Raw genomic sequence first — 26,330 nt, forward strand, 5'->3', positions numbered from 1 at the left:
GCCATCCGTCCCGCGAATATGACTATATCATCATCGGCGCAGGATCTGCCGGATGTACGCTCGCCAACGGTTTGCGACGCGACAGGTCGAAGAAAATCCTGGTTCTCGGGTCCGGGCCGATGTGCAAAAGCCGCGTGAGCTTTCCGATACATTTCGCGACGTCGAGATCGACCGAGGACCGGACGTAAAGACCGATGCAGAAATCCGCGCATGGATCCGTGCGAACGTGACAACGGAATTCCATCCATGCGGGACATGCCGGATGCGGCTGGGACAGAACCCCGTGGTAGATGAAAGATTTCGCGTTCACGGTATAGAGGGGCTGCGCGTTGTGGATGCCTCGGTGATGCCCCGCGTGATCAGCGCGAATCTCAACGCGCCGACCCAGATGCTAGCGGCCCGTGCGGCGGATTTCATCGCCGGGCATGCGCAACTTGCACCGCAGAACCCGCCCTTCGCTTCCGAAAGCGCCTAGGTCCGCGCCGTCGCCTGAAGCCAGTTGATGTAGATACGCTCGGCCATCTCGTTGAACCTGTCCATGCGTTTGGCGCAATCTTCCTGAAAAGAGCCAAGGGCTCCTTTGCCCAGCGCCTTTTCCAGGGCGCCAGCATATTCCGGGATCTCTCCCCACGCCTCGACCGTGTCATGTTCAATCTCGATGTGAAACTGCATGGAGTAAGCGCGCGTTCCCCATTTCATCGCCTGCACGGGACAGGCAGGAGACGTCGCGAGGACCTGCGCCCCTTCCGGCAGCTCGGTCACCTCGGCAGAATGCCACTGAAGGCATTGGAATACTTCCGGCAAGCCATCGAAAAACACCCCGCTTGCCCCGGCTTCGGTCAACTGTACGTCCAACACGCCGATTTCGGGAGTCTTCGATGGGCCGACCGCACCGCCCAATGCCTCTGCAAGCAACTGATGTCCCAGGCAAAGCCCGAGAAACGGAATACCCTGCCCCTCGACCGCATCGCGGATGAACACCTTTTCGTCCTTCAGCCACGGATGCAGATCCTCCTGCCAGGTGTCCATCGGACCGCCCAGTACCCAAAGTGCATCGTAACCATCCATGCTTTCGGGCAACGCCTCTCCTTCGTCCAGCTCGATCGCGTCCCACGTATGTCCGTCCTCGCGAAGGAACTTGCGAAAAACTGCAGGATGCTCGACGCGTTCGTGTTGCAGTACCAAGATGTGCATAAGTAACCTCGCCGTAGATGTTTTCCGAACCCTAACGCGCCCAATGGCCGTGGCAAGCCGCGCGGCGCAAACCGCAGCACGATTGACGCAAACCTATCTGTAGGCCGAGGGCGGCTGACCGAAACGTTTGCTGTAGGCACGCGAGAAGTGGGCGGAACTTGCAAAGCCGGTGGCGAGCGCGATTTCGGTCAGGCTGAGCGGGGAATTTCGCAAAAGACTCTGCGCCTTTTCAAGTCGTAACTCACGATAGTAACGCATTACCGGCCGACCCAGCTTGTCGCGGAACACGCGGTTGAGTTGGCGCGACGAAAGGCCTGCAACCGAAGACAGGCGCGACAGGTCCAACGGTTCGGCGACATTCGCCTCCATAGCCTCCACCGCATCGAGAATGGCGGGAACGGTCGTACCCACCCGCTCCACCAGACCGGAGCGTTGCGGACCGGCCGAAGGGCGAATTTCCGTATGCATGAACCAGTCGCTGACCAACCGCGCGAAATGCGCCCCGTGATGCTGCGTGATCAGCGCGTGCATCAGGTCCATCGGCGCGGTGCCGCCCGCACAGGTCACCCGGTCCCTGTCGATCACGTAAAGCGAGCGTTCCAGAACCAGGCTCGGGGAAATCTCGGCCAGCGCCCCGGCGTGTTCCCAGTGGACTGTCATGCGCCGCCCTTGCATCAGCCCCGCCCGGGCCAGGATGATCGGCCCGCCCGACACCCCGCCCAGCGGCACGCCCGCCCGGGCCACCCGCGCCAGCCAGTTCAGCACCGCACGGTCGTTGTAAAGCGTGGGGTCCCCGCCCGCCACGACAAAGAGGTAATCGAACGCGTCCGTCTCACCCACTTCGATCTCGGGCACCACCATGCCCGCCCCGGAACTCGGCACTGGATCCATGTCAGATCCGACGGTCACCACCTCGTAAAGCTGCCGCCGCGCCAGCAGGTTCGCAGCCCGCATCGGTTCAGTCAGCGCGGCAAAGGACATCATTGCGAAGCCCGGGACCGGTAAGATCCCGATTCTGCGCGAGGCATCCAGATTTGAACCAATATTGTCCATAATCAGAAATTATCCGTCCGTTTTGGAAAAGTCCATTCGCCAAGAATGCCGCACACTGATGTCAGCAATCGTGGGAATCATCTTATGCGCTACAGTGGATTCAAGGTCCTCTGGGAAGGCCTGACCGGCAACAAGGGTTGGACACGCGCCTGGCGCGAACCCGAGCCCAAGGCGGAATATGACATCGTCATCATTGGCGGCGGTGGGCATGGCCTGTCGACCGCCTACTACCTCGCCAAGGAATTCGGCCTGACCAACGTCGCCGTTCTTGAAAAAGGCTGGCTCGGCTCGGGCAATATCGGTCGCAACACCACCATCATCCGCTCCAACTACCTGCTGCCCGGCAACGAGCCGTTCTACGAATTCTCGATGAAGCTGTGGGAAAACCTCGAGCAGGACACGAATTACAACTCGATGGTCTCGCAGCGCTCGATCCTCAACCTCATCCACACCGACGGCCAGCGCGATGCCTTCGTGCGGCGCGCGAACTCGATGTTCCTCGCTGGCGCCGATGCCGAACTGGTCGATGCCGCCCAGCTGAAAAAGGAACTGCCGTTCCTCGATTACGACAACGCCCGCTTTCCCATCAAGGGCGGCCTCTTTCAACGCCGCGGCGGTACCGCGCGGCACGACGCCGTCGCCTGGGGCTATGCCCGCGGCGCCGACAGCCGCGGCGTTGATATCATCCAGAATTGCGAGGTCACTGGCTTTCAGATCGAGAATGGCAGCTGCCTCGGGGTCGAAACCTCGCGCGGCCCCATCCGCGCCAAGAAAGTGGCAATGTGCGTTGCCGGGTCCTCCGGCCGCGTCGCCGCGATGGCTGGCATGCGCTTACCCATTGAATCGCACGTGTTGCAAGCGTTCGTCTCTGAAGGTCTCAAACCGACTCTTCCCGGCGTGATCACCTTCGGCGCCGGCCATTTCTACGTCAGCCAGTCCGACAAGGGCGGGCTGGTCTTCGGCGGCGACATCGACGGCTACAACACTTACGCCCAGCGCGGCAACCTTCCGGTCGTCGAGGACGTCTGCGAGGGCGGCATGGCGATCATGCCGATGATCGGCCGCGCCCGCCTGCTGCGGTCCTGGGGTGGCGTCATGGACATGTCGATGGACGGCTCGCCCTTCATCGACAAGACACATATCGACGGGCTCTATTTCAACGGCGGCTGGTGCTATGGCGGGTTCAAGGCCACGCCCGCCTCCGGCTTCTGCTATGCCCACCTGCTGGCCAAGGACGAGCCGCACCCCACCGCGACGGAAATGCGGCTGGACCGGTTCATGACCGGCAACCTGATCGACGAAAAAGGCATGGGCAACCAGCCCAACCTGCACTGAGGGGCGCACAGACATGATTATCGACCATCCCCTTCTGGGCCCGCGAGACGCCGCCGAATTCGTCTATCTCGGCGATGCCGCCCTCATCGACCGGCCCGACTGGCAGGCCGCCGACGCGATGGAACAGTTCCACAGCTACGGCTATCTGCGCGACAACCCCGCAGGCCAGCACCAGGAGCTTTGGTACCACGAACAAGGCGACCGCTCCTGGCTGGTGGTCACGCGCAACACCCTGACCCACGAGATCACGGCGGTCGAACTGGCCCGTGACGTGGCACGCAAACGGGGGCGCGGCAAATGACCCAGAAAAACCGTATCAAGGGCGGCCTGATCGACCGCTCGAAAGAGATCAAGTTCCGCTTTAACGACAAGTGGTTCCGCGGCCATCCCGGCGACACGCTCGCCTCGGCGCTTCTCGCCAATGGCCAGCTTCTGATGGGCCGCTCCTTCAAGTATCACCGCCCGCGCGGCGTGTTTACCGACGGCTCCGAGGAACCCAACGCGCTGGTCCATCTGCGCGACGGCGCCTATCAGGAGCCGAACACACGCGCCACGATGGTCGAACTCTTCGAGGGGCTGAACGCTACCTCGCAGAACCATCGCGGCACGCTGGAATACGACCTGCTAGCGGTCAACGATTTCTTCTCGCCCTTCCTGTCGGCGGGTTTCTACTACAAGACCTTCATGTGGCCCAAGGCGTTCTGGGAAAAGCTCTACGAGCCAGTGATCCGCTCCGCCGCCGGACTTGGGCGCCTGTCGATGAAGGACGATCCCGACACGTACGACAAGGGCTTCCTGCATTGCGACCTGCTGGTCATCGGCGCGGGTCCCTCGGGCCTGATGGCGGCACTGACCGCCGCGCGCTCAGGTGCCAGAGTGATCCTCGCGGATGAGGATTTCCGCCCCGGCGGTCGCCTCAACTGCGAGACGCTGGAGCTGGGCGGCATGTCCGGCACCGACTGGGCGGCGCAAACCGCGGACGAATTGGCGTCGATGGATAACGTCCGTCTAATGCCCCGCACCACCGTCTACGGCGCTTACGATCACGGCATCTACGGCGCGCTCGAACGCTGCACCGATCACCTTGCGGATGGCGGCGACAAGCCGCGCCAGATCCTGTGGCGCATCTATTCCAGGCGGGCCGTTCTGGCGGCAGGCGCCACCGAGCGCCCCATCGCCTTCGGCAACAACGACCGCCCCGGCATCATGCTGGCCGGCGCCGTGCGCAGCTATGCCAACCGCTATGCCGCCACCCCGGGCAAGCACGTCGCCGTCTTCACCAACAACGACGACGGCTGGCGCACCGCCGCCGATCTTGTGGCCAAGGGCATCGAGGTTCCCGTCGTGGTCGACAGCCGTGACACGCCCGCCCCCATTGACCTGCCAGGCGTTCGGCATGTCGCGGGCGAGGCGGTTATGAACACCATCGGTCGCAAGGGCGTAAAGTCGATCACCCTGACCAATGGCAAGGTCATTCCCGTCGACGCGCTGGCCGTGTCAGGCGGCTGGAACCCAAACGTGCACCTCACCTGCCACCAGCGCGGCCGTCCTACATGGCGCGACGACTTGTGCGCATTCGTTCCGGGCGGCGACCTGCCGGTGGGCATGGCCGTCGCCGGGGCCGCGAACGGGGCGATGACCCTCGCTGCCGCACTGGCCGAAGGCCAGGCCCAAGCCACCGCGCAACTCGACGCGCTCGGCATCAAGGCCAAGGCCACCGACCTGCCGCAGGCCGAGGATGAACCGCGCGGGGCCGCCGCCTTCTGGCACGTCAAGCAAAGCAAGCATCGGGCCTGGGTTGACCTGCAGAACGACGTCACCGTCAAGGATATCAAGCTGGCCAACACCGAGGGTTTCCGCTCGGTCGAACTGCTAAAGCGGTACACGACGATGGGCATGGCAACCGACCAGGGCAAGACCTCGAACATCGCGGGGCTCGCTATCCTGGCCGAGGAACGCGGCAAGACCATTCCCGAGGTCGGCACAACCATCTTCCGCCCGCCTTATACACCCGTGCCCATCGGCGCGCTGGCCGGTCGCGCGCGCGGCAAGGATTTCCGCCCCTACCGCCTGACCCCCAGCCACAAATGGGCCGAGCAGAACGGCGCCAGCTTCGTCACCGTGGGTAACTGGCTGCGGGCTGAATGGTACACGCGTCCGGGCGAGCAAGGCTGGCGCGATTCCGTCGACCGCGAGGCCCTGACAGCCCGCACTAGCGTCGGCATCTGCGACGTCACAACGCTGGGCAAGATCGACATCCAGGGCAAGGATGCCGGCGCCTTCCTCGACAAGGTCTATGCCAACACCTTCTCGACCCTTAAGGTCGGCCGGGTCCGCTATGGCCTAATGCTGCGCGAGGATGGCATCTGCTACGACGATGGCACCACCGCAAGGCTGGATGAAAACCACTTCGTGATGACCACGACTACCGCCAACGCCGTCACGGTTTTTCGCCGGTTGGAATTCGCACGCCAGTGCCTTTGGCCCGACATGGACGTTCACCTGATTTCCACCACCGACGGCTGGGCGCAGTTCGCCGTCGCTGGGCCAAAATCGCGCGACCTGTTGCGCAAGGTGATCGACGCGGAACACGACCTGTCGAACGAGGCGTTTCCCTTCATGGCCTGCGGTCACGTAACCGTCTGCGGCGGCACGCCCGCGCGATTGTTCCGGATCTCGTTCTCGGGCGAGATGGCCTATGAAATTGCCGTGCCCGCGCGGTTCGGCAACTCGATGATGGCGGTGCTGAACGAGGCGGGCGCAGAATTCGATGCGGCACCGTACGGAACCGAGGCGCTTGGCGTCATGCGGATCGAAAAAGGCCACTGCACCGGCAACGAGCTGAACGGCCAGACGACCGCCCACAATATCCGGCTGGGAAAGATGGTCAGCCAGAAGAAGGAATGCATCGGCCAGGTCCTGGCGCAACGCCCCGAGATGGTGCGCGAGGACGCCGTCCGGCTAGTCGGCTTCCGCCCCGTCGACCGCGACAAGAAGCTGATCGCCGGCTCGCATTTCCTGAACAAACAGGCCCCCGCCGACATGGAGCATGACCAGGGATGGATGACCTCGGCCGCCTATTCGCCCAACCTCGGCCACCATATCGGCCTGGGCTTCATCAAGAGCGGGCACGAGCGCATGGGCGAGATCGTCCGCGCGGTCAGCCCCGTGCACGGCACCGAAATGGAGGTCGAGATCGTCTCGGCCCATTTCGTCGACCCGGAAGGAGAGCGTCTGCGTGGCTGATTTCACCCTCATTGCCGAACCACCCCTCAAGGGCGTCGACCACAACTTCGGCGACACGCGGCTTTACGCGCCCGACGACCTGGCGATCGTGTCCATCGCTTTACCGCTCGGTGCCGAGGATGCGACGCTTCAAGCGGTCAAATCGGGCTTTGGCGCCGACTTGCCCGCGCCGGGACAGTCGGTCATGGGCAATGACGATACCCGCCTTGTGCGCCTTGGCCCCGACCAGGCCTTCGCGATTTTCACGCGCGCAACGCCCGATGCAGAACCACATGTGCAGAGCCTGCTGAAAGGCGCGGCTTATACCACCGACCAGACCGATGTCTGGACAGGTCTGATGCTCGACGGGCCGCTGGCCCGAACCGCGCTGGAACGCATCTGCCCGATCGATCTGCATCCCGACGCCTTTGCCGAAGGTGCCGCCGCTCGCACGGTCATGGAACATCTTGGGGTGCTGATTATTCGCACTGGCCCCGACGCCTTTCTTCTGCTCTCCGCATCCTCCTCGGCAGGGTCCTTCCTGCATGCGGTCGAGACCTCTCTCGTCAACGTAACCTAAAGGCAATTCATCAAGCACGGAATTCAGGGATCCGTTTCACAACAGGGAAAGTCACAAAGGACATGTACCTCTCAAACCTAGATCCCGTCGGCACGCCCGACCCGCGCCCGCTGCGAGACCAGCGCAGCCTTTCGAATAAGTTCGTTTTCTTCGTTCAAAACAGAGACAGTGCATTTGTCGCAGAAACTTGTATTCATGTGCTGCGACGCGCCAACAAGATTTTGGCCCACGATATCTACGACTGGACCTGCGTTGAAGCAGCGAACTCTTGCAGCGAAACACTAAGCTGTGCACCGGATCAGATACTGGTGCTGATTGGCGGCGTCGAAACGCCTTGGCGACCGACTGGGTCAGAGGTATCTCCGCTGCGGTCCGCAATACGCAACGCCGCGCGGGTGTGCGTCGTCGGGGGAGCAGTATTCGTGCCATTGGCGACAGGCGTGCTCGGGGCAAAGCGCTTGTCCGTGCACTCGGCATTCCATGCCGGTGTGCGGGAAACCTGCTCGACCGTGGAAATGCAAGACGAGGCCACTTGTCACTATAAAGCCTTCAGCAGCGCCACCGGTCCGGCCGCCGCAATGCAGATGATAGTCGAACTCATCGGTGCCCGCGAAGGCAATTTTACCGAAGCCGCACTGGCGCGTGATCTCGGTCTGGAAGGACCCGAGTCTCGGAGCGGCAACGGGGCTGGCGAGCGCTGGCGTTTGCACCGGCGGGCGCAGGGTTGCGAAATGATTTCAGATGCGCTCCAGATCATGGAAGACCATATTGAGGACACTTTGAGCGTATCTCAAGTTTCTGAAATCATAGGAATTTCGGCGCGAAAGCTTGAGCGTGGTTTTGCCGAAAAGTTGGGGAGCTCCCCCCTGAAAGTTTATCGCGACCTGCGCCTCGACCGCGCCCATGACCTGATGACACAGACTTCTCTACCGGTCGGCGAAGTCGCCATTGCCTGCGGATTTTCAAACGTCACGCTTATGAAGCGCTGGTTTCAGAAAAAATACGGCGAGACTCCCTGTAGTGTACGACGACAGGCCTTCAACGGCATTCACTGAAACCAGAAACCCCCGGCAGGTGGACCGGGGGTTTTCATGACGAACCTGGCCCAGATCAGCCGGCGTTTCGCGCCTCGGCCCGGAACTCGGTTTCGTCGGTAGCCGAGAAACGTCCGCCTTGGACTTTGCGCAATTTTCCTTGCCGCAGAAGCTGCCCGAAAGAGCGAAGGCCGTCTTCGCGGCTGTAGTTTCCACTGTTTACTTCTTTCAGCTTACCCATAAGCATCGGACGCGTGAATTCCGAGTGACCCTCGACATCCGACATGTAGGCAGCTGCGGCCTCAAGCAGGTCTGAGAGGTCGGTCGCCCCCATCTCTTCGGCAAAGGCCGTGAAGCCACCGTCGTTTGATTTCGGCACCGGCGCCGGCACCGAAGTGACGCGGCGCGGGCGCACCGGTGCACGCTCAGTATCAACCCGTTGCTCGGCCACTAATTTGAGCGGCGCTGGACGTTGTTCGTTCGGCCGTACCGAACGGCTTGTCGAGGCCGGGGCGCTGGGGCGCCGCGGGCGCACCACTTCGGCTAAGTCAGAGCGATAAGGGGTTTCATCAACCCCCTGGTTCACGTCAACACCGGCACTCTTCTCGGCTTTTGTTGCGGCAACGGCGGCACGCAGATGCTGAATTGCCGTGCGCCGCATACTAGCGTCCTTGTCGTCCATCTGGCTGTCAGCTTCCTCGAAAATACGTTTTTCATCTTCGGGAGCGCGTTTTCCCATACCGAGCAGTCGCGAGAGGCCGCTGCGAGGTTTGGCCACCTCACCTGCTGTGTGCTCGTCTTCGGTCCGGGCAGCGTCATTGGCGGAAGCGGCTTCGTCAATCGAGGCCTTTAACTCACGATCCCGGGCTTCGGACTGAGACTCGTCTTCATCCTCGTCCTCAAACTCTGTTGTGGCGTGCTGACGATTGTCTTGCACAAGCGCACTATTCTGAGAGCTTGCCTCGGCAATGGCCGCATCCTCGAAGTCAGCCTCTTCTTCCCAGTTATCGTCTTCGGTGTCGAATTGGGCCCTATCCGCTTCGCTAGCCATGCTCTTTTCAAAGCCACTATCGGCCAGTTCCGCCTCGACTTCGGCTAGCTCGCGCTGCAGATCGGCTTCTTCTTCGGGGCTGAGGATCGCCTCATCGCCAAGGTACGCGCCGTCGCCCATATACGCGTTCGCCTCGGCTTCCTCCTTGATCATGCCCTGCGCGAACGCGGTCTCGAATTCGGAACGTTTCATCTTGAGTACACGAGCGTTCAGAGGACGCGAAGTAGCGCTCTCGTGGTGCTCTGATATGCGCGCTTCCTCGCCCAGTACGAATGGCGACTGACCTTCGTCATCCAAGTCTTCTTCGCCTGCGTCGAGAGCGTCGTCGAGATCGGCAAAAAGCGACTCGGGGGCCTCGTCTTCACCCAGATCGTCCTCTGCCAAATCATCCAGGTTATCAGCAATCGCCGGCACATCTGCACCGGCGCCCTGAACAGGCTCCGCATCCGCGCGAAGTTGCGACAGCGTGTCTTGGTCTATTCTTGCGGCCGTGTCATGGTCCAGTGACGGTGCGGATTGGGCATTGTTGTCACGTTCTAACGTTTCAGCATCGAGATCCGCATCGGTAGTGTCTTCAGCAGCGCTCTGGGACTGTTCTTCTGCATCCGCGTCCAAGTCGGCCATGAGCGCATCAAGCGTATCCTCGTCGGACGGAATGCTTTGAGTCTGTTCTGCATCGTCGTCTTCTGCTGCGGTGGTGACTTTCGGCTCCGGTTCGCCCTCAAGCTCAGACAGCTCTTCGGTAAAGATGTCTTCCGACGAAGCTTCATCCGTATGTGCGGCATGGTGTGCCGTTTCATCGTTATCAGCATAAGATTCGTTAAGCAGTGCGTCCAACTCTTCCGAGGCGTTGCTCATCGTGCCGTAGGCATGCTCATCTTCGCTGTAATCTGACACTTCGTAGTCAAGATGACTTTGCGAAACGACCGACCTTATGCGACGAAGTTTTTCCGCGACGCTATCGGCGTCATCGTCGCGTGCCGTAGGCTCGTCTCGCGGACCGGTAACAATTTCAACAGTCGCCTCAGTTTCTTCGGCTCTTGGGGAGAGTGCTCCATACCCCGTGACCTCGGCCTCTGCGGGTTCGGGGTCATAATCACCCGCAGCGCTGGTTCCGGCTTCACGTTGGTCCGGCGCAGAAGAACTGGCTTCGTCCGCCGCCGCGTCGGCGATGAACGCCTCGACGTCCGCGTCGTATGCATCGCCTTTGGTCTCAGACTCCGGCGAAGCTTCACTCCCGACCACACTTTCCAAAGACGGATCTACGTCTCGCGTAACGTCGGGGGCGGAACAGGTGGTCCCGGCATTCGCAATCTCCTCATCGGCGATTGCTTCGTCTTTGATCTCGATTCCGGCCATTACGTCTTCGGCTTCAGGAACTGGTTCGTTTCCGGCCGTTTCGACATCGCCTGATGTTTTTGATTCGGACTCTATCTGCTCTGGCGCTTCAGCGGCCAATTCGAACGCGTCGGGTTCTGCGGGAGCCACCTTGGCATCATCTTCAGGCAGTCGCGCTGGCAGCGTATCGAGCTCCGACGCTTCCACCGGGGATTTGGGCGCGGATTCGGCCACAGTGTCAGCTGTCGTCTCGGATGCTTCGGTTGGCTGCTGAGCTTCAAGCTCAGTTTCGGAGCCTACATTTTCCTTCGCCGGTTCAGGCTTGGTTTCGGGCGCTTCGTCGGCGGCGGCAGGTGCCGCGACCGGCGCGGCATGTGTAAGAGCCTCGGCAACGCCATGTCCCTCATCGGCCCGGAGGTGGATTTTTCCTTGCTCTTCGCGTGCTTCGACGCGGCGGGAAATCTCGCGCTCGGCAATGCGGGCAAGCATCTCGGCGTCCGGGCTCGGTGGTTCCGCACCGAAATACCTGTCGTCGGCAGCCAAGTCGCGAAAATACTCTGCAATGGCCTTCATTGTTTCGAACGAATCGTCGAAACCTTCCAAAGTGCACGAAAACGTGCCGTAGGATACGGTCAGAATTTTGCTTGTGCTTACCATTTTTTCGCTCGCTCTACTTTGCCTGCAATCATATTTTTTACCATGATGGCAGCGTCGAAAGCGGCCCGATTCTTAGAATTTTACCGTATCATTTCGAGGCGAGAATGTGTCCTGTTTCCAAAATAGTGGTTAATGATGGAAATTCACCTTGATTGTTGAGCATTCTCACCCAGTCACACTGGTCGGTGGCGGCCAGCTTGGTGAAACAGACTTTATCCGGGCTTTGGCCATCGGTGACCACATCGTCGCCGCAGATGGCGGTGCGGATGCCGTACGTTCCGCTGGGCTGGTTTCTTCTGCCGTGATCGGTGATTTCGATTCACTAGGTGATGACACGCGCGCGGCGTTGCCACATGACCGCCTGCATCACATCTCTGAGCAAGATAGCACCGACTTCGAAAAATGCCTCCGTAATGTCGATGCACCGTTGATCCTGGGAGTGGGATTCACTGGGCAGCGGATCGATCACCACTTGGCCAATCTCAATACGCTGGTTCGATATCCCCATCGCCGCTGCATACTTCTGGGTAGCAACAATATCATCTTCGTCGCCCCGCCTTCTTTTGCATTGGATCTTGCGCCGGAAACACCAGTTTCGCTTTTTCCCTTGGGTATTGTCGAGGGCTTGTCGGATGGGCTTGAGTGGCCGATCGCCGGTCTGACCTTCACTCCGGACGGCCGGATCGGAACCTCGAACAAGGCGACCGGCCCCATTTCGCTCCAGTTTACAGCGGCAAAGATGCTCTTGATCCTGCCCGCGTCAGCTTTTGAAGCGACGGCGGAGGTTCTGATGCGGAGCGCCGCCACATGGCCGCCGTCGGCCTAACAGATTGCGGCGCGGGCAAGGACACCTTTTAGTATTTGACCTGTCTCCGTCATGCGGATCACGCTAACTGTGCGTCAGAAACGAAGCTGCTTCTAGTTTCTAGAAGTTCGCTACTTCGCTCGCCGTTTCCGATCAGCAGTTCGGTACGTTGACGGCAAGGCCACCCAATGAGGTTTCTTTGTAGCGTTCGCTCATATCCGCACCTGTCTGGCGCATTGTTTCAATACAGGCATCCAGAGGCACGAGATGCACCCCGTCGCCCCGCAGTGCGAGACTCGCGGCACTCACCGCCTTGATCGCACCCAGCCCGTTTCGTTCAATGCAGGGCACTTGGACGAGCCCCTTCACCGGGTCGCATGTCATGCCAAGGTGATGTTCAAGCGCGATCTCTGCGGCGTTCTCTATCTGCGCGGGCGTCCCACCCAGAACCGCGGCCAGCCCAGCAGCCCCCATGGCAGACGCGCTACCAACTTCGGCCTGGCATCCTGCCTCCGCGCCGCTGATCGACGCGTTGAACTTGACGAGTCCGCCAATCGCTGCGGCTGTCAGAAGAAATGTCTCGATTTCGCGCTCGTTGGCACCCGGCACATGTTCTAGCCAATACTTGATGACCGCAGGAACCACACCCGCTGCCCCGTTGGTGGGCGCGGTGACGACCTGACCGCCGGCGGCATTTTCCTCATTGACGGACATCGCGTAGATGCTGATCCAATCGTTGATTTTGTGCGGAGCGTTCAGGTTCGTGCCGCGCTCTGCCAGCAGAGCCTGATAGATCGCCTTGGACCGGCGACGCACCTGCAAACCGCCCGGCAGGATACCGTCATTCGCAAGCCCGCGCTCGATGCAATCGTTCATGACCTGCCAGACGCGCGACACGCCGCTGCGCAGGTTTTCAGAGCCTCCGCGCGAGATCTCGTTTGCCTTTTTCATTTCGGCAATTGACTTGCCGCTGGTCTCGGCCATCTCCAGCATTTCGGCCGCACTTTTGAACGGATAGGGCACAGCTGGGCCATCGTCGGTGTCCTGCCCAGCGGCCAGTTCATCCGCGGTAAGAACAAAACCGCCGCCAACCGAATAGTACGTCTCTTGCAAAATCACGTCGCCCTGTTTGTCGGTCGCCATCAGGATCATCCCGTTGGCATGGCCCGGCAAATTGGGTCCGAAGTCGAACTTCAGGTCTTCCTTGGGGTAGAAATGAAGCGCAGGCAGCTCGGGCGGTGTCACCCTGTGGGTCTCGCGGATATCCGCCAGAACCGCCTCTGCCTTGTCATTATCGTAATTCTCGGGACGAAACCCGGCAAGGCCGAGGATCGTCGCGCGGTCCGTCGCGTGCCCGACGCCGGTGAAGGCCAGAGATCCGTGCAAACTGGCGCGCAGACCTTGAAATTCGAACGGTGACGCACGCATCAGATCAAGAAATCTGGCGGCAGCCACCATCGGCCCCATCGTGTGTGAAGAGGACGGACCGATGCCGATCTTGAACATATCGAAGACAGACAGAAACATGAGCTCAATACCTAGCGCATTCGGGGCTGTTACCCAAGCCATCACTATGCTGCGCCGTGCTCTTGGTGTCGCACAAAACCGACGTCGACGCGCAGATATTCGCCAAAGGTTTATGGGCGTTCACCTAAGGTTAACCGACTCACGTCAATATGGAACCGGAAACGGCCTCAAACGTTCTCTTTAAACATGGAGAATTGAAATGCAGACAACAGGGTTCATCCTCCTCCTCGCTGCCGGTGTCATTGTATTCTTCGGCGGTGAACCTACCGGCACGAAGACCTTGCCCTCCACCATCTCGCCCGATCTGGCCGCAATACGCGCGCAGTAAAAAGCGAACTTCCTGGGTCTTGAAATGACCCCTCGCCCCTGACGCGCAAACTCCCTATAACGCGGGCAATGATGCACGCCTGCAGGAGAATTGCGCATGACCGGAGAGTTGTCACCGATCGACAAGGCCAAGTTTGTAGCTGCAAAGCGCTCCGTCGACTATGTGGAAGACGGCATGCGCGTTGGTCTTGGAACCGGCTCTACAGCCGCTTGGATGGTGCGCTGCCTCGGAGAGCTCGTGCGTGAAGACGGGCTCAAGATCCGGGGCGTGCCTACGTCCACACGAACCGCGGAGCTTGCGCGCGAAGTCGGCATCGAGGTTATCAGCCTTGACGAGGCAAGGTGGATAGACGTGACCATCGATGGCGCAGACGAATTCGACGGAAACCTCAATCTTATAAAGGGTGGCGGCGGCGCTCTTCTACAGGAAAAAATCGTCGCCACAGCCTCCGACCAGATGATCGTGATCGCCGATGTCGGCAAGGAAGTCGAGAAACTCGGTGCCTTTCCGTTGCCGGTTGAGGTCATCCCGTTTGGTTGGCAGACCACGAAGTCGCTGATCGAGGAATTGCTTGTCTCGATGGACGTTTTGGGCCGAGACGCCACCCTGCGTATGAACGGCGACAGCCCCTTCGTCACCGACGAGGGCAATTACATCCTCGACCTGCATCTGGGCCGCATCGGCAATGCGCATCAGCTTTCAATGGTTCTCAACCAAATGCCCGGCGTGGTGGAGAACGGTCTTTTCATAGACATCTGCGATGTCGTCATCCTCGGCTACGGCGATGGCCGGGTCGAGACGCGAGACATCAACGAAGGCACGGTCGCCGAGGATCGACTCGATTTCGTCGAAACGGACAACCTCTTCACTGACCTGCAGGACTGAAAGGGCGACCGACATGCCGTATGACTACGACCTTTTCGTGATTGGCGGCGGGTCCGGCGGTGTCCGCGCGGCCCGGGTGACCAGCGCCACCGGCGCCAAAGTCGCCCTGGCCGAGGACGACCGCTATGGCGGCACCTGCGTCATCCGGGGCTGCGTACCAAAGAAGCTGATGGTCTTCGCGTCGGAATTTTCCAACCTGCCCGACGAAGCACGCGCCTATGGCTGGGACATGTCGCTGGGCGACTTCGACTGGTGCGGCTTCCGCGACCGTTTGCACGGGGAACTGGACCGCCTCGAAGGTGTCTACCGTAGCTTGCTCAGCAATTCCGGCGTCACCACCTATGATGCCCGCGCCCGCCTCAAGGACGCCAACACCGTCACCCTGTCCACGGGGGAGAACGTCACCGCGAAACACATCCTCATCGCCACGGGCGGCCACCCCGTCCGGCCCGAAGTGCCGAATGCCAAACTCGGCATCGTGTCGGATGACCTTTTCCACATGGATACCCTGCCCAAATCCATCCTGATCGTCGGCGGCGGCTATATCGCGTGTGAATTCGCCTGCGTTCTGGCGGGCCTTGGCGTTGACGTGACGCTTTACTATCGCGGCGCCCAGATCCTGCGCGGCTTCGACGAAGAGGCACGCGGCATCATCGCTGAAGGCATGAGCGAAAAAGGCATCGACCTGCATTTCGGCACCAATATCGTCGATATGGCCCCCGCCTCCGAAGATCACAGCGTCAGCGGCGCGCTCACCTCGTCCGACGCGTCCATGGGTGCCCCCGCGAACGAGCCCGAGGCCCACGACATTGCCGAGGACCACGACGGCCCGATCTGGGTCAAGGCGACCAACGGCAAGGAAGCGGTCTTCGACAAGGTTCTCTTCGCCACCGGCCGGGCCCCCAACACGAAAGACATGGGGCTTGAGGAGATCGGCGTCGAACTCGGCCGCGGCGGCGAGATCGTCGTCGATGAATACAGCCAGACTGCCGTGCCCTCGGTCTATGCCATTGGCGATGTGACCAACCGCGTCAACCTGACCCCCGTCGCCATCCGCGAGGGAATGGCTTTCGTCGAGACCGTGTTCAACAACAACCCCACGCCGGTCGATCACAAGCTGATCCCGTCGGCGGTGTTCACCCAGCCCGAATTCGGCACCGTCGGCATGACCGAGGACGAAGCCCGCGAGCAGGAGCCGGTGCATGTCTACTGCACCTCGTTTCGCCCCATGCGCACGGCCTTCGCGGATCAACCCTACCGCGTTCTGATGAAACTCGTCGTATCCAGGGAGACTGACACGGTATTGGGCTGCCACATCGTCGCACCGGGCGCGGGCGAAATGATCCAGTTGGCCGGCGTCGCGATCAAGATGGGCGCGACAAAAGCGGATTTCGACCGCACTGTCGCCGTGCACCCGACCATGTCGGAAGAGATCGTGACGATGCGCGACCCGATGCGCACTGGTTGAATTTTTGACTGTTGTGCACAGTTATGACACAGGGATGGCGCTCTGCGCGTTAGGATAGAGGGAAGAGATTATATGGCTGGACATTCTGGCGGTCCTTGGGGCGGCGGCGGCAATGGTGGCAACCGCGGCGGGAGCGACGACGACGATCGCGGCAACCGCGGCAATGACAACCGGCGCCCCCCCGAAGGCGGGTCGCAGATTCCCGAGATCGACGAACTGGTCCGTCGCGGACAGGATCAGCTGCGCGTGCTGATGGGCGGGCGCGGCGGCAAGGGCCGTGGCAACGGTGCCGGCGGCGGCGATGGCGGCGGCCCCGGCTTTGGGCGCGGCACCATAGTGATCGGCGCCCTGATCGCGGTGGCGCTCTGGGGTGCGGCCAGCTTCTACACCGTCAAGCCCGAGGAACAGTCGGTCGAACTCTTTTTGGGCAAGTACTACTCCACCGGCGATCCCGGTCTCAACTTTGCGCCGTGGCCGCTGGTCACCGCGGAAGTGGTCAATGTCACCTCCGAGCGGACCGAGAACATCGGCAGCAGACGCGGCAGCTCCGCGGGCGGTGACGGCCTTATGCTGACCACCGACGCCAATATTGTCGACATCGACTTCCAAGTCGTTTGGAACATCAATGAGCCAGCCAAGCTGCTGTTCAACATCCGCGATCCGCAATTGACCGTACAGGCCGTGTCCGAGGCCGTCATGCGCGAGATCATCGCGGCCACCAACCTGGCGCCGATTCTCAACCGTGACCGGGGTCTCATCGCCGACACCGCGCGGGAGAATATCCAAGCGACGCTCGACGAGTACGAAAGCGGTATCAACATCGTCCGGGTCAACCTCGACACCGCCGATCCGCCGAGTGACGTGATCGACGCCTTCCGCGAGGTTCAGGCCGCCGAACAGGAACGTGACCGCCTACAACGTCTGGCAGACGCCTACGCCAACCGCGTTCTGGCCGAGGCTCGCGGTGAGGCCGCGCAGATCCTCGAACAGGCCGAGGGCTACCGCGCCCGCGTGGTGAACGAAGCCATCGGTGAGGCCAGCCGCTTCATCGCCGTGGCGCAGGAATTCAACGAGGCACCCGAAGTGACGCAGCGCCGCCTCTACCTCGAAACCGTTGAACGCACGCTGGGCAGGATGGACAAGATCCTGCTCGACGAATCCACCGGGGCCTCGGGCGAGGGCGTATTGCCCTACCTGCCCCTTGACCAGTTACGCCGCTCCAAACAGACCGGCAACGGAGGATCGAACTGATGCGTAAATCCGCTCTGCTACTTCCCGTCCTCGCCGTTGCGATCATCGGTATCCTGTCCTCGCTCTACATCGTGGACGAACGTGAAAAAGCGCTCGTGCTGCAATTCGGCCAGATCAAAAAGGTCGTCGAAGAGCCGGGCATCGGTATAAAGATCCCGGTGATCCAAGAGGTCGTGCGCTATGACCGCCGCATCCTGTCGCTGGATACCGACGCGATCGAGGTCACGCCATCTGATGATCGCCGCCTCGTGGTCGACGCCTTCACCCGCTACCGGATCGCAGATGTGGTTCAGTTCCGGCAAGCCGTCGGCATCGGCGGTACCCGCGTTGCCGAAGATCGGCTCGCTTCTGTTCTGAACGCCCAAATCCGCGAGGTTCTCGGCGCTGATCAGGTGACATCCGACACGATCCTGTCGCCGCAACGGCGCGAACTTGCCGTGCGTATTCTTGAACAGGCCCGCGCCAGCGCGGCCGGGTTGGGGCTCGAAATCGTCGACGTCCGACTGAAGCAGACCAATCTGCCGCAGCAAAACCTCGAAGCCACCTTCGCCCGGATGCGGGCCGAACGTGAACGCGAGGCTGCCGACGAGATCGCCCGCGGTAACGAGGCCGCCCAGCGCGTCCGCGCCGCCGCCGACCGGACGGTGGTGGAAACCGTGTCGAACGCCGAACGCGAGGCCGAGATCACCCGCGGTGAAGCCGACGCCGAGCGGAACCGGATCTATGCCGAAGCCTTCGGCAACAATCCCGACTTCTTCGCTTTCTACCGCTCGCTCGCCGCGCTTGAACGCTCAATGAACGAGGAAAACTCCACGCTGGTCTTTTCGCCGAACAGCGAGTTCTTGGGCCAGATGTTCGACGCTGTGCGCGCCGATGGCTTGGGCCAGGTTGCGCTCGAGGATATCGACATCGACCGTCTCCGCGATATGGCACCGGAGACAGAGATTTCACCCGACCTGCCTGAAAGCGAACGCCAGCGCCTTGAAGAGGACGCCGCCCAGCAAGAGGCGGAAGAGGCCGAGGAGGCGGAAGCCGAAAGGGAAGGCGCCGCCGAGGAGGCCGCGGAAGACAACGCGGGCGACGAGGACGTCACAAATTGATCGGAACGATCTTTCTGGCCTTCGGGCTCGTGCTGATTGTCGAGGGGCTGGTGTACGCACTGGCCCCTTCGCTTGTGGAACAGATGCTGGCGGCCCTGCGCACCCTGCCGGACGAACACAGGCGGCTGGTCGGCCTCGCGGCACTTGCCTTCGGCATAATCCTGGTCTGGTGCGCCAAAATGGTGGGCGCGTGACGCAAGGTGCTTGCACCACCGTTGACAAAGCGTTCACATGGGCGTGACATCGTGTTGTGAATTTTGCGTTCTCGTTGAGCGTGCCTAAATAAGGTCCAGAGCGGTCTGCGCGCGCGCACGCGGTAGGCCCCGGAATTCCAAATACTGATCAAGGAGTGGTCCCGCGTGAAAGCACAAACTCTCTCTCAACCCATGACGCCGCCTGGAGCGATCCGCGCGATCTGGCTCACGGCGCTGGCAACGGCCCTGATCATCGCACAGGCGATCAGCGCCAATGCCCGTCCCGAAAGTTTTGCCGACCTCGCGCAGGAGGTTAGCCCCGCAGTCGTGAACATCACGACCTCGACCGTCGTAGCCCAGGGCACCGGCCCGTCACCAATTGTTCCCGAAGGCTCGCCCTTCGAGGACTTCTTCCGCGATTTCCAAGACCGGAACAACGGCGAGGGCAACCGCCCCCGGCGCACGTCCGCGCTCGGCTCGGGCTTCGTCATCTCCGAAGACGGCTACATCGTCACCAACAACCACGTGATCGAAACCGCGGACGAGATCATCATCGAGTTCTTCTCGGGTCGCGAGCTCGAAGCCGAGGTGATCGGAACCGACCCCAAGACCGACATCGCCCTGCTCAAGGTCGATGCGGACGAACCGCTGCCCTTCGTCAGCTTTGCCGACAGCGACACCGCCCGCGTGGGCGATTGGGTGATCGCCATGGGCAACCCCCTCGGTCAGGGCTTCTCGGTTTCCGCCGGGATCGTGTCGGCCCGCAACCGCGAACTCTCGGGCACCTACGACGACTACATCCAGACCGACGCCGCCATCAACCGCGGCAACTCGGGTGGACCGCTTTTCAACCTCGACGGCCAGGTCGTCGGCGTCAACACCGCGATCCTGTCACCCAACGGTGGCTCGATCGGCATCGGCTTCTCGATGGCCTCCAACGTCGTGACCCGCGTGGTCGACCAACTGCAGGAATTCGGTGAAACCCGCCGCGGCTGGCTCGGCGTCCGCATTCAGGACGTCACCGACGACGTCGCCGAGGCGATGGGCCTCGAAGAGGTCGCCGGTGCGTTGGTGACGGACGTTCCCGAAGGCCCTGCCGGAGAAGCCGGTATGAAAGCGGGCGACGTGATCATGCAGTTCGACGGCTACGAGGTCGAGGATACCCGCGGGCTGGTCCGCCGGGTCGGGAACACCGCCGTGGGCAAGACTGTGCGCGTCGTGGTCTTCCGCGAAGGCAAGACCCAGACCCTGCGCGTCACGCTTGGCCGCCGCGAAGCGGCTGAAGGCGTCGTTCCCGCGGCCCAGCCGGGCGAGACCGAAGCGCCGTCCGAAGCCGAAATTCTTGGCCTCACACTGTCGCAGCTCGACGACGAACTGCGCAGCCAACTGGAGCTGGACGACAACGCCAACGGCCTCGTCGTGTCGGACATCGACAACCTGTCGGAAGCCTACGAGAAAGGCATGCGCGCCGGTGATGTCATCACCGAGGCCGGCCAACAAAAGCTGTCCAGCATATCCGACCTGGAAGCCCGAATCGAGGATGCACGCGAAGCGGGCCGCAAGTCGATCCTCCTCTTGGTGCGTCGCGCTGGCGAACCGCGCTTTGTAGCGCTGTCGCTGGATGCACCGGAAGATGAGCCTCAGTAAAGACGCTATTTAGTCAGAACGGGAAACGGGCGCTTTTACAAAGTGCCCGTTTTCGTTTCGAAGCGACCACCATTCAAAACGGCGTCGGGAACTCTTGCAGAGCCGTATCCTTCCGCAGGTAAAGCGGATGCTTGGCTGAGCCATCCTTGTTCAATCCTAAGCATTTCAACGGCTGTCCCGTTGCTGCAACAGCAGACAGCGCTTCGTGCACCAACGGCGCAAACCGATTGTGCAGCTTGCCGTAGGCCAGAACAATCATCTCTGCATCCATAGCCATTTCGACCAGCGCGGGAATGTTGTCCGTGCTGCACGCGAGACCGGGATCGTGTGGAATATCCTTTGGTGAGGTTGCCCGCCAGTCAAGCACGTTCCCTTTGAGGTAGCGGGTGAACCCCCAATCGCGTGCGAACATCAGTTCCCGATGACATGTAGGATCCGAGGTAGACTCATCTGCAACCGATGGATTCATACCGATAAACAGCACCGCGCGAGGGTCTGCGTCTTTCGGCGTCCAGTCTCGCGTCAGGGACTGCCGGTATCGCCCGCAATCCGAAAACTGCGCCTCACCGACAACACCGTCTGGCAAGCGAAGGCGCACCTTGCCACCAGGATCGTGAGCAGCTTGCTTCATTGCGCCATCGGGGCGACGTTGAACACCCGGCTGGGATACAGGTCACCGCCCTTGAAGTGCCCCACCGCCACGGCTTGGCCCTTCAGCGCGGCCCAGCATTCACCACCATATTCGACATCGCCACCAATCACCGGAGCAGGATTGCCATGCCTTAGCCGGGCTGCGCTCATCTCATTGCAACTGACTCGCGGCAGCTCGCTCAGGCCTTCTTCCAAAGGCCGCAAATAGGCGTCCAGCGCAGGATCGTGTGCCATCGCTTCAACCTGTTCCATCGTCACGCCATCCGCAGTACAGAAAGGGCCGGACCAAATTCGCCGCAGGCTAGCGACATGCCCGTAGCACCCCAGCGCCTCGCCAAGGTCGCGCGCAATGGACCGCACGTAGCCGCCTTTGCCACAGATCATTTCCAGCTCGACCGTATCGGCATCCGGCCGGTCGGTCAGCAGTAATTCCTCCACCCAAAGCGGTCGCGCCGAGACTTCGAACTCTTCACCTTCCCGGGCGCGCTTGTAGGCCCTTTCACCATCGATCTTCACCGCCGAGAATTTTGGCGGCACCTGCTGGATGTCACCAACGAACCGGGAAAGCGCGCTCTTAATATCTTCATCGCTCGGCCGTTCGCTGCTTTCGGCCACAACCTCACCCTCCGCATCATCGGTGTTGGTCGCCTGCCCCAAACGCACGAGAAATCGATAAGCTTTCAACGCATCGGTGATGAACGGCACGGTTTTTGTCGCCTCGCCCAGCGCCACCGCAAGCACACCTGTCGCATCGGGATCCAGTGTTCCTGCATGGCCAGCCTTTTTGGCCTGAAGCGCCCATCGTACCTTGTTGACCACTGCGGTCGAAGTAACGCCTGACGGCTTGTCCACGATCAACCAGCCCGAAATATCACGTCCCTTGCGTTTGCGCCCCATGACCTTCCTGCCTTAGCCTGTGTAAAGATCGCCGCGTATCGCAGCACCCCGTGCAAGTCAATTCGTCAAGCGGCGCTCAATCGGCGACAACGCCTACGATAGGCCCCATCGGGAAACCGCCGTCATGCCGCCCCAGTTGAGGCGCAAATAGCCGCGAGATGTTGCCATCAAAATACAGCGCCTGCGGCGTCTTCAGAAGATCACGAAAAACCTTGGCAAAGGTATGAAAGTTCACCCTGTCCTCGGAAATGACGAACCATACCGTGCGTCCGTCGGCAGAAGAGCCCACGCCATTGCGCACATAAAGGCTGTCGCTGTTTTTGAGAAAACGTGGATGCAGCTTGCCATCGATCACCAGCATCGGCCCCGACTGGCTTGCGAAACTACAGTCGGGCTTGTCCCGGTCGAAGCGTCGCGTTTCGAACACGTCCGTGCGATTTGGCCGGATGCAGAAGACCCCGTTCGGCAACAGACCAAAGTTCCCTGGTCCGTCCCGCATCACCAATGGCTTCGTTTCTTTACCGTTCTCGACATAGTACCCGACCGGGCTTCGGTCCTGATGGTACATTCCCGCGTTCATCGCGAACAAAAGCTCGCCGCCCTCTCCGCGCACATTGCGCTCCACGCTGGAAAAGCTGCCTAACGGGTCACCGGACATCGGGTCATTCAGAAAAAGGCGCAAATTGTCTTTGCCCACGTCGACCTTGCAGGTGGTAAAACGCGCACCGTCATAGCTGATCTGCTGGCACTCGACGGCCGAAGCCGGCCCGGCCATCAGCGTCATCCCCAAAAGCACCACGCGCCACATTGGCTCAGTTCTCGACGTCGCGCCGTACGGCGTCCTGCGCGAACAGTCGCCGCGTCTCATCAAGCTGGTCGAACGTTTCATCCAGCCGGAACCGCAATTCCGGTGCGAATTTCAGACCAACCTTTTTGCCGATGATTCGGCGCAACTCGCCCTTGTTGCGACCCAAAAGCTCCAGCACGTCGGACTTGCCATGACCGCCAAGAGGCAGAACATATGCCGTCGCCACCTTCAGATCGGGCGATGTGCGCACCTCGCCCACCGTAACCGAGAGACGGTTCAGGTCGGGGTCATGGATATCACCGCGCGCAAGCACATCGGCCAGCGTCCGGCGTATCAACTCTCCAACCCGTAATTGCCGCTGCGACGGTCCGGGCCCATCATGGAACTTGTTCTTTGCCATAAGAATGCATCTAAGCCTTGTGCATGGCTTTGCCAAGCGATGATCACCGAGTTAAGGAATGCAAACAGTAAGACGGAGAATGACATGACCGACCTGCCAGGTATCGTAGTGACGGGCGCCTCCGGTCGCATGGGCCAAATGCTGATCGAGACGGTGCAAGCCTCGGAACGCGCGCGACTTATCGGCGTGCTGGAACGAAGCGGTCACGCCTGGATTGGTAAAGACATAGGCGAAGCGATGGGCGGTGCGCCTGTGGGCATTTTTGTGTCAGACGATCCACTGGAAACAATTTCGAAAGCACATGCCGTGCTGGATTTCACGGCGCCTACAGCCACGGTCGAGTTCGCAGCATTGGCAGCGCAGGCACGATGCGTTCACGTCATTGGCACCACCGGCCTTGCCAATGACGATCTTTCAAAGATTTCCGCGGCCGGCCGGCACGCGACCATCATCCGTGCTGGCAACATGAGCCTTGGCGTCAACCTGCTCGTTCAACTGACAAAGAAAGTCGCCGCCGCCCTGGACGAGGATTACGATATCGAAGTGATCGAGGCACATCACAACAAGAAGGTCGATGCGCCTTCTGGCACCGCACTCATGCTCGGACAGGCGGCCGCCGACGGGCGCGGAATATTGCTGGAACAGAATGCCGACCGGGGCCGCGACGGCATTACGGGCGCTCGCAAGCCTGGTCATATCGGCTTCACCGCCATTCGGGGCGGCGATATCGTGGGTGAGCATGACGTGATGTTCGCGACAGAGGGCGAACGCATCATTCTGCGTCACGTTGCTTCTGACCGCGCTGTCTTCGCCCGAGGTGCCTTGAAGGCCGCTTTGTGGGGTCAGGGACGCAAACCAGGCGAATACGACATGTTGGACGTACTGGGGTTGAACGAAAACTAATCCAGACCCGCCAGTGCCCCGTATTAGATATTGTTTGTTACGGGAGCCAGAAAATGCGCCTGACTGTTATTGCGTTAATCGCTGCGTTTGCCAGCGGACCAGCCATCGCGGAGGAGTTCGACCAGATCGACAATAAGTCTGAATTCTTGTCGGTCGTTGCTGATCGGAACCTCACCCGGCTTGGTATCAACCTTACTGTGACGCCTTCCGGCCAAATCAAGGGAAAGGCTTTTGGTCGCCCGGTTACAGGTGCTTGGCAATGGAAATCGGGCTATTTCTGTCGCGATCTATACTGGGGTCAGAGAAATCTTGGTCCAAACTGCCAGGCGGTAAAGGTTCAGGGTTCCACGGTCCGTTTCATCTCTGACCAAGGCGCCGGAGAGTATGCAGATCTAAACCTGCGTTAGTGTGTTAGGCGGGGTATTGCTCAGAAGTCGATGGCAATGCCCTTCTTCTCCCAGTCCCCGAAGCGCACTGGTTCGGGGCCTTTCCGCCCGCCCAACTCGGTCGGCATATTGATTTCTTCAGCCGCCTTGCGACGTTCCTCGGCCTCTGCCAAGGCGCGTTTCGCTTCGGGGGGCAGGTCCTTGCTTTCGGCTGTCATGGCCGGGCTTCCTTCCTCTGGGTACGCCTGATATAGGCGCGTTCTGTTCAAAGGCCAAGGAACTGACATGCCCTCGCCCACCCCCCGCAGTACCGCCGTGGCCCTGCTTGATAAGGTCATGGGGGAAGGCCGCCTTCTGGCTGAGCTCAACGCTCCGCTCTCGCGCCTTTCACCTGCGGATCGCGCGCGCGCATTACGTCTGGCCAGCGACACGCTGCGCGGTATCGACCGGGCCGACCGTCTGTTGGCCCGCCAGTTGCGCAAGACACCGCAACTGCACGTAATGAACATCCTCCGCCTCGGCACGGTCGAACTTTGCATGGGCGGGGACGCACACGGCGTGGTGGACGAACTGGTCTCGCTCGTTGGAACGCATCCACGCTACAAGCGCTTGCGCGGGCTGGTAAATGCAATTCTGCGACAGATGGCGGGCGACGCCGGCAAGCCTTGGAAAGACCTGCGCATCCCTCGCATGCCCGGTTGGTTGCGCGAGCCACTCGTCCAAGCGTGGGGCAACGGTGCGGTCGCGGCGATGGAAAATGCGCAGTTTGCAGGTGCCCCCGTCGACCTGACACTGAAACCAGACGAAGACCCTCACGAATGGGCCGAGCGACTGGGCGCGGCGGTTTTGCCGAGCGGTTCACTGCGACTGACGGACCCGGGTCAGGTCTCTGCCCTTCCCGGTTTTGCGGATGGCGCCTGGTGGGTGCAGGACGTTGCAGCCGCCATGCCCGCGCGTATTCTCACGCCAAAGGCGGGTGAGCGCGTTCTCGATCTCTGTGCCGCACCTGGCGGCAAGACGCTGCAACTCGCTGCGGCAGGCGCGCAAGTCACTGCGCTGGATATTTCGGAAAAGCGGATGGAACGCGTGTCTGAAAATCTCAGCAGAACCCAGCTTGTCGCCGATCTGGTCGTTGGCGATGCTCTTGAGTACCAACAGGCTCCTTTTGACGCCATCCTTGTCGATGCGCCGTGTTCCGCTACAGGCACGATCCGCCGCCATCCCGACCTGCCCTACGCCAAGGACGGCTCGGAGTTCGGCGCGCTGATCGAATTGCAGGCGAAAATGCTCGATCACGCGCTTACCCTTCTGAAGCCCGGTGGCCGGCTTGTCTTCTGCACCTGCTCGCTTCTGCCGGACGAAGGTGAAGTCCAGATCGAGGACGCGCTTGCCCGTCATTCCGGCCTGCAGACAGACCGCTCGGCGCTCGACTTGCCCGGCATCGAGACTGACTGGCGTACCGAGGAAGGCGGCCTTCGCCTGCGACCGGACTACTGGCCCGATCTTGGCGGAATGGACGGGTTTTATATCGCGGTACTGCACCGGGACTAGGCAAGCCTGTCGCGTTCCTCCGTGACTTGAGCTGCTGGGCAGAGTATACTTGCCAAACAGCG

General features: G+C 61.0%; 26 protein-coding genes. 17 read left to right on the forward strand and 9 right to left on the reverse strand.

Annotated elements, in window-relative coordinates; translation table 11 throughout:
- The first annotated feature begins 52 nt into the window (after positions 1-52).
- A complete protein-coding gene (locus RBB18_RS03935; RefSeq protein WP_371931586.1) occupies positions 53-475 on the forward strand; it encodes a GMC oxidoreductase in 423 nt (140 codons plus the stop codon).
- On the opposite strand, the gene RBB18_RS03940 is transcribed toward RBB18_RS03935, so the two are convergent.
- Positions 472-1,080 carry a type 1 glutamine amidotransferase gene (locus tag RBB18_RS03940; RefSeq protein WP_306110275.1) on the reverse strand — a complete coding sequence of 203 codons (609 nt, stop codon included), beginning with the start codon at positions 1,078-1,080 and terminating at the stop codon, positions 472-474. The two genes, RBB18_RS03935 and RBB18_RS03940, sit on opposite strands and share 4 nt — an antisense overlap.
- A 207-nt stretch (positions 1,081-1,287) precedes the next feature.
- Positions 1,288-2,178 carry a GlxA family transcriptional regulator gene (locus RBB18_RS03945; protein WP_245890457.1) on the reverse strand — a complete coding sequence of 297 codons (891 nt, stop codon included), beginning with the start codon at positions 2,176-2,178 and terminating at the stop codon, positions 1,288-1,290.
- A 153-nt stretch (positions 2,179-2,331) separates the two neighbouring features.
- Between RBB18_RS03945 and RBB18_RS03950 the strand changes: the two genes are divergently transcribed.
- From RBB18_RS03950 to RBB18_RS03970, 5 genes are all read left to right on the forward strand, one after another.
- Positions 2,332-3,582 carry a sarcosine oxidase subunit beta family protein gene (locus RBB18_RS03950; RefSeq protein ID WP_103762738.1) on the forward strand — a complete coding sequence of 417 codons (1,251 nt, stop codon included), beginning with the start codon at positions 2,332-2,334 and terminating at the stop codon, positions 3,580-3,582.
- Between the two features lie 13 nt (positions 3,583-3,595).
- A complete protein-coding gene (locus RBB18_RS03955) occupies positions 3,596-3,883 on the forward strand; it encodes a sarcosine oxidase subunit delta (RefSeq protein ID WP_103762737.1) in 288 nt (95 codons plus the stop codon).
- Positions 3,880-6,828, forward strand: a complete 2,949-nt coding sequence (locus tag RBB18_RS03960; RefSeq protein ID WP_306110276.1) for a sarcosine oxidase subunit alpha family protein — start codon at positions 3,880-3,882, stop codon at positions 6,826-6,828. The genes RBB18_RS03955 and RBB18_RS03960 overlap by 4 nt, the downstream gene beginning before the upstream one ends.
- Positions 6,821-7,387: a sarcosine oxidase subunit gamma gene (locus RBB18_RS03965; RefSeq protein WP_103762735.1), complete on the forward strand. Its 567-nt coding sequence runs from the start codon at positions 6,821-6,823 to the stop codon at positions 7,385-7,387. The genes RBB18_RS03960 and RBB18_RS03965 overlap by 8 nt, the downstream gene beginning before the upstream one ends.
- 62 nt (positions 7,388-7,449) lie before the next feature.
- Entirely contained in the window at positions 7,450-8,442 is a 993-nt protein-coding gene (locus tag RBB18_RS03970; RefSeq protein ID WP_103762734.1) for a helix-turn-helix domain-containing protein, read from the forward strand.
- A 55-nt stretch (positions 8,443-8,497) separates the two neighbouring features.
- On the opposite strand, the gene RBB18_RS03975 is transcribed toward RBB18_RS03970, so the two are convergent.
- A complete protein-coding gene (locus RBB18_RS03975; protein ID WP_306110277.1) occupies positions 8,498-11,467 on the reverse strand; it encodes a hypothetical protein in 2,970 nt (989 codons plus the stop codon).
- Between the two features lie 148 nt (positions 11,468-11,615).
- On the opposite strand from RBB18_RS03975, the gene RBB18_RS03980 reads away from it, so the two are divergent.
- Positions 11,616-12,293: a thiamine diphosphokinase gene (locus RBB18_RS03980; RefSeq protein ID WP_306110278.1), complete on the forward strand. Its 678-nt coding sequence runs from the start codon at positions 11,616-11,618 to the stop codon at positions 12,291-12,293.
- 132 nt (positions 12,294-12,425) lie between these two features.
- Here RBB18_RS03980 and RBB18_RS03985 read toward each other — a convergent pair whose 3' ends face one another.
- Positions 12,426-13,799, reverse strand: a complete 1,374-nt coding sequence (locus RBB18_RS03985) for an L-serine ammonia-lyase (protein WP_306110279.1) — start codon at positions 13,797-13,799, stop codon at positions 12,426-12,428.
- Positions 13,800-13,998: 199 nt separating this feature from the next.
- Here RBB18_RS03985 and RBB18_RS03990 point away from each other — a divergent pair, with 199 nt between their 5' ends.
- The 7 genes from RBB18_RS03990 to RBB18_RS04020 all read left to right on the forward strand — a co-directional run bounded on the left by RBB18_RS03990 (position 13,999) and on the right by RBB18_RS04020 (position 20,672).
- On the forward strand, positions 13,999-14,127 hold the full coding sequence (locus RBB18_RS03990; protein ID WP_306110280.1) for a hypothetical protein: 129 nt from the start codon (positions 13,999-14,001) through the stop codon (positions 14,125-14,127).
- A gap of 96 nt (positions 14,128-14,223) precedes the next feature.
- Positions 14,224-15,012, forward strand: a complete 789-nt coding sequence (gene rpiA, locus RBB18_RS03995) for a ribose-5-phosphate isomerase RpiA (protein WP_274592840.1) — start codon at positions 14,224-14,226, stop codon at positions 15,010-15,012.
- Between the two features lie 13 nt (positions 15,013-15,025).
- Positions 15,026-16,480: an FAD-dependent oxidoreductase gene (locus RBB18_RS04000; RefSeq protein WP_103762729.1), complete on the forward strand. Its 1,455-nt coding sequence runs from the start codon at positions 15,026-15,028 to the stop codon at positions 16,478-16,480.
- 72 nt (positions 16,481-16,552) lie between these two features.
- Complete coding sequence (gene hflK, locus RBB18_RS04005) at positions 16,553-17,731, forward strand: FtsH protease activity modulator HflK (RefSeq protein WP_306110281.1); 1,179 nt, start codon at positions 16,553-16,555, stop codon at positions 17,729-17,731.
- On the forward strand, positions 17,731-18,831 hold the full coding sequence (gene hflC, locus RBB18_RS04010) for a protease modulator HflC (RefSeq protein WP_103762727.1): 1,101 nt from the start codon (positions 17,731-17,733) through the stop codon (positions 18,829-18,831). The genes hflK and hflC overlap by 1 nt, the downstream gene beginning before the upstream one ends.
- A complete protein-coding gene (locus RBB18_RS04015) occupies positions 18,831-19,025 on the forward strand; it encodes a DUF2065 domain-containing protein (RefSeq protein ID WP_103762996.1) in 195 nt (64 codons plus the stop codon). The genes hflC and RBB18_RS04015 overlap by 1 nt, the downstream gene beginning before the upstream one ends.
- 192 nt (positions 19,026-19,217) lie before the next feature.
- Complete coding sequence (locus tag RBB18_RS04020) at positions 19,218-20,672, forward strand: Do family serine endopeptidase (RefSeq protein WP_306110399.1); 1,455 nt, start codon at positions 19,218-19,220, stop codon at positions 20,670-20,672.
- Positions 20,673-20,745: 73 nt separating this feature from the next.
- Here RBB18_RS04020 and RBB18_RS04025 read toward each other — a convergent pair whose 3' ends face one another.
- From RBB18_RS04025 to rbfA, 4 genes are all read right to left on the reverse strand, one after another.
- Positions 20,746-21,303 (reverse strand): DUF1643 domain-containing protein, encoded by a 558-nt coding sequence (locus tag RBB18_RS04025; protein WP_103762725.1) that lies wholly within the window; start codon positions 21,301-21,303, stop codon positions 20,746-20,748.
- Positions 21,300-22,220: a tRNA pseudouridine(55) synthase TruB gene (gene truB / locus RBB18_RS04030; protein WP_103762724.1), complete on the reverse strand. Its 921-nt coding sequence runs from the start codon at positions 22,218-22,220 to the stop codon at positions 21,300-21,302. Before truB ends, RBB18_RS04025 begins: the two co-directional genes overlap by 4 nt.
- A 76-nt stretch (positions 22,221-22,296) precedes the next feature.
- The gene (locus RBB18_RS04035; protein WP_306110282.1) at positions 22,297-23,004 is read right to left on the reverse strand and encodes a phosphodiester glycosidase family protein; all 708 of its coding nucleotides are present in this window, start codon (positions 23,002-23,004) and stop codon (positions 22,297-22,299) included.
- 28 nt (positions 23,005-23,032) lie between these two features.
- Positions 23,033-23,428 carry a 30S ribosome-binding factor RbfA gene (gene rbfA, locus RBB18_RS04040; protein WP_103762722.1) on the reverse strand — a complete coding sequence of 132 codons (396 nt, stop codon included), beginning with the start codon at positions 23,426-23,428 and terminating at the stop codon, positions 23,033-23,035.
- 84 nt (positions 23,429-23,512) lie between these two features.
- On the opposite strand from rbfA, the gene dapB reads away from it, so the two are divergent.
- Both dapB and RBB18_RS04050 read left to right on the forward strand, forming a co-directional pair.
- Entirely contained in the window at positions 23,513-24,331 is an 819-nt protein-coding gene (gene dapB / locus RBB18_RS04045) for a 4-hydroxy-tetrahydrodipicolinate reductase (RefSeq protein WP_103762721.1), read from the forward strand.
- Positions 24,332-24,384: 53 nt separating this feature from the next.
- Positions 24,385-24,738: a dihydrodipicolinate reductase gene (locus RBB18_RS04050; protein ID WP_103762720.1), complete on the forward strand. Its 354-nt coding sequence runs from the start codon at positions 24,385-24,387 to the stop codon at positions 24,736-24,738.
- A gap of 20 nt (positions 24,739-24,758) precedes the next feature.
- Here RBB18_RS04050 and RBB18_RS04055 read toward each other — a convergent pair whose 3' ends face one another.
- On the reverse strand, positions 24,759-24,935 hold the full coding sequence (locus RBB18_RS04055) for a DUF1674 domain-containing protein (RefSeq protein WP_306110283.1): 177 nt from the start codon (positions 24,933-24,935) through the stop codon (positions 24,759-24,761).
- A 67-nt stretch (positions 24,936-25,002) separates the two neighbouring features.
- Here RBB18_RS04055 and RBB18_RS04060 point away from each other — a divergent pair, with 67 nt between their 5' ends.
- Positions 25,003-26,268, forward strand: coding sequence for an RsmB/NOP family class I SAM-dependent RNA methyltransferase (locus tag RBB18_RS04060; RefSeq protein WP_306110284.1), 1,266 nt, complete (start codon positions 25,003-25,005; stop codon positions 26,266-26,268).
- Positions 26,269-26,330 lie beyond the last annotated feature (62 nt).

It is taken from the genome of Roseovarius sp. MMSF_3298 (genome assembly GCF_030733705.1).
Taxonomy (GTDB): domain Bacteria; phylum Pseudomonadota; class Alphaproteobacteria; order Rhodobacterales; family Rhodobacteraceae; genus Roseovarius; species Roseovarius confluentis.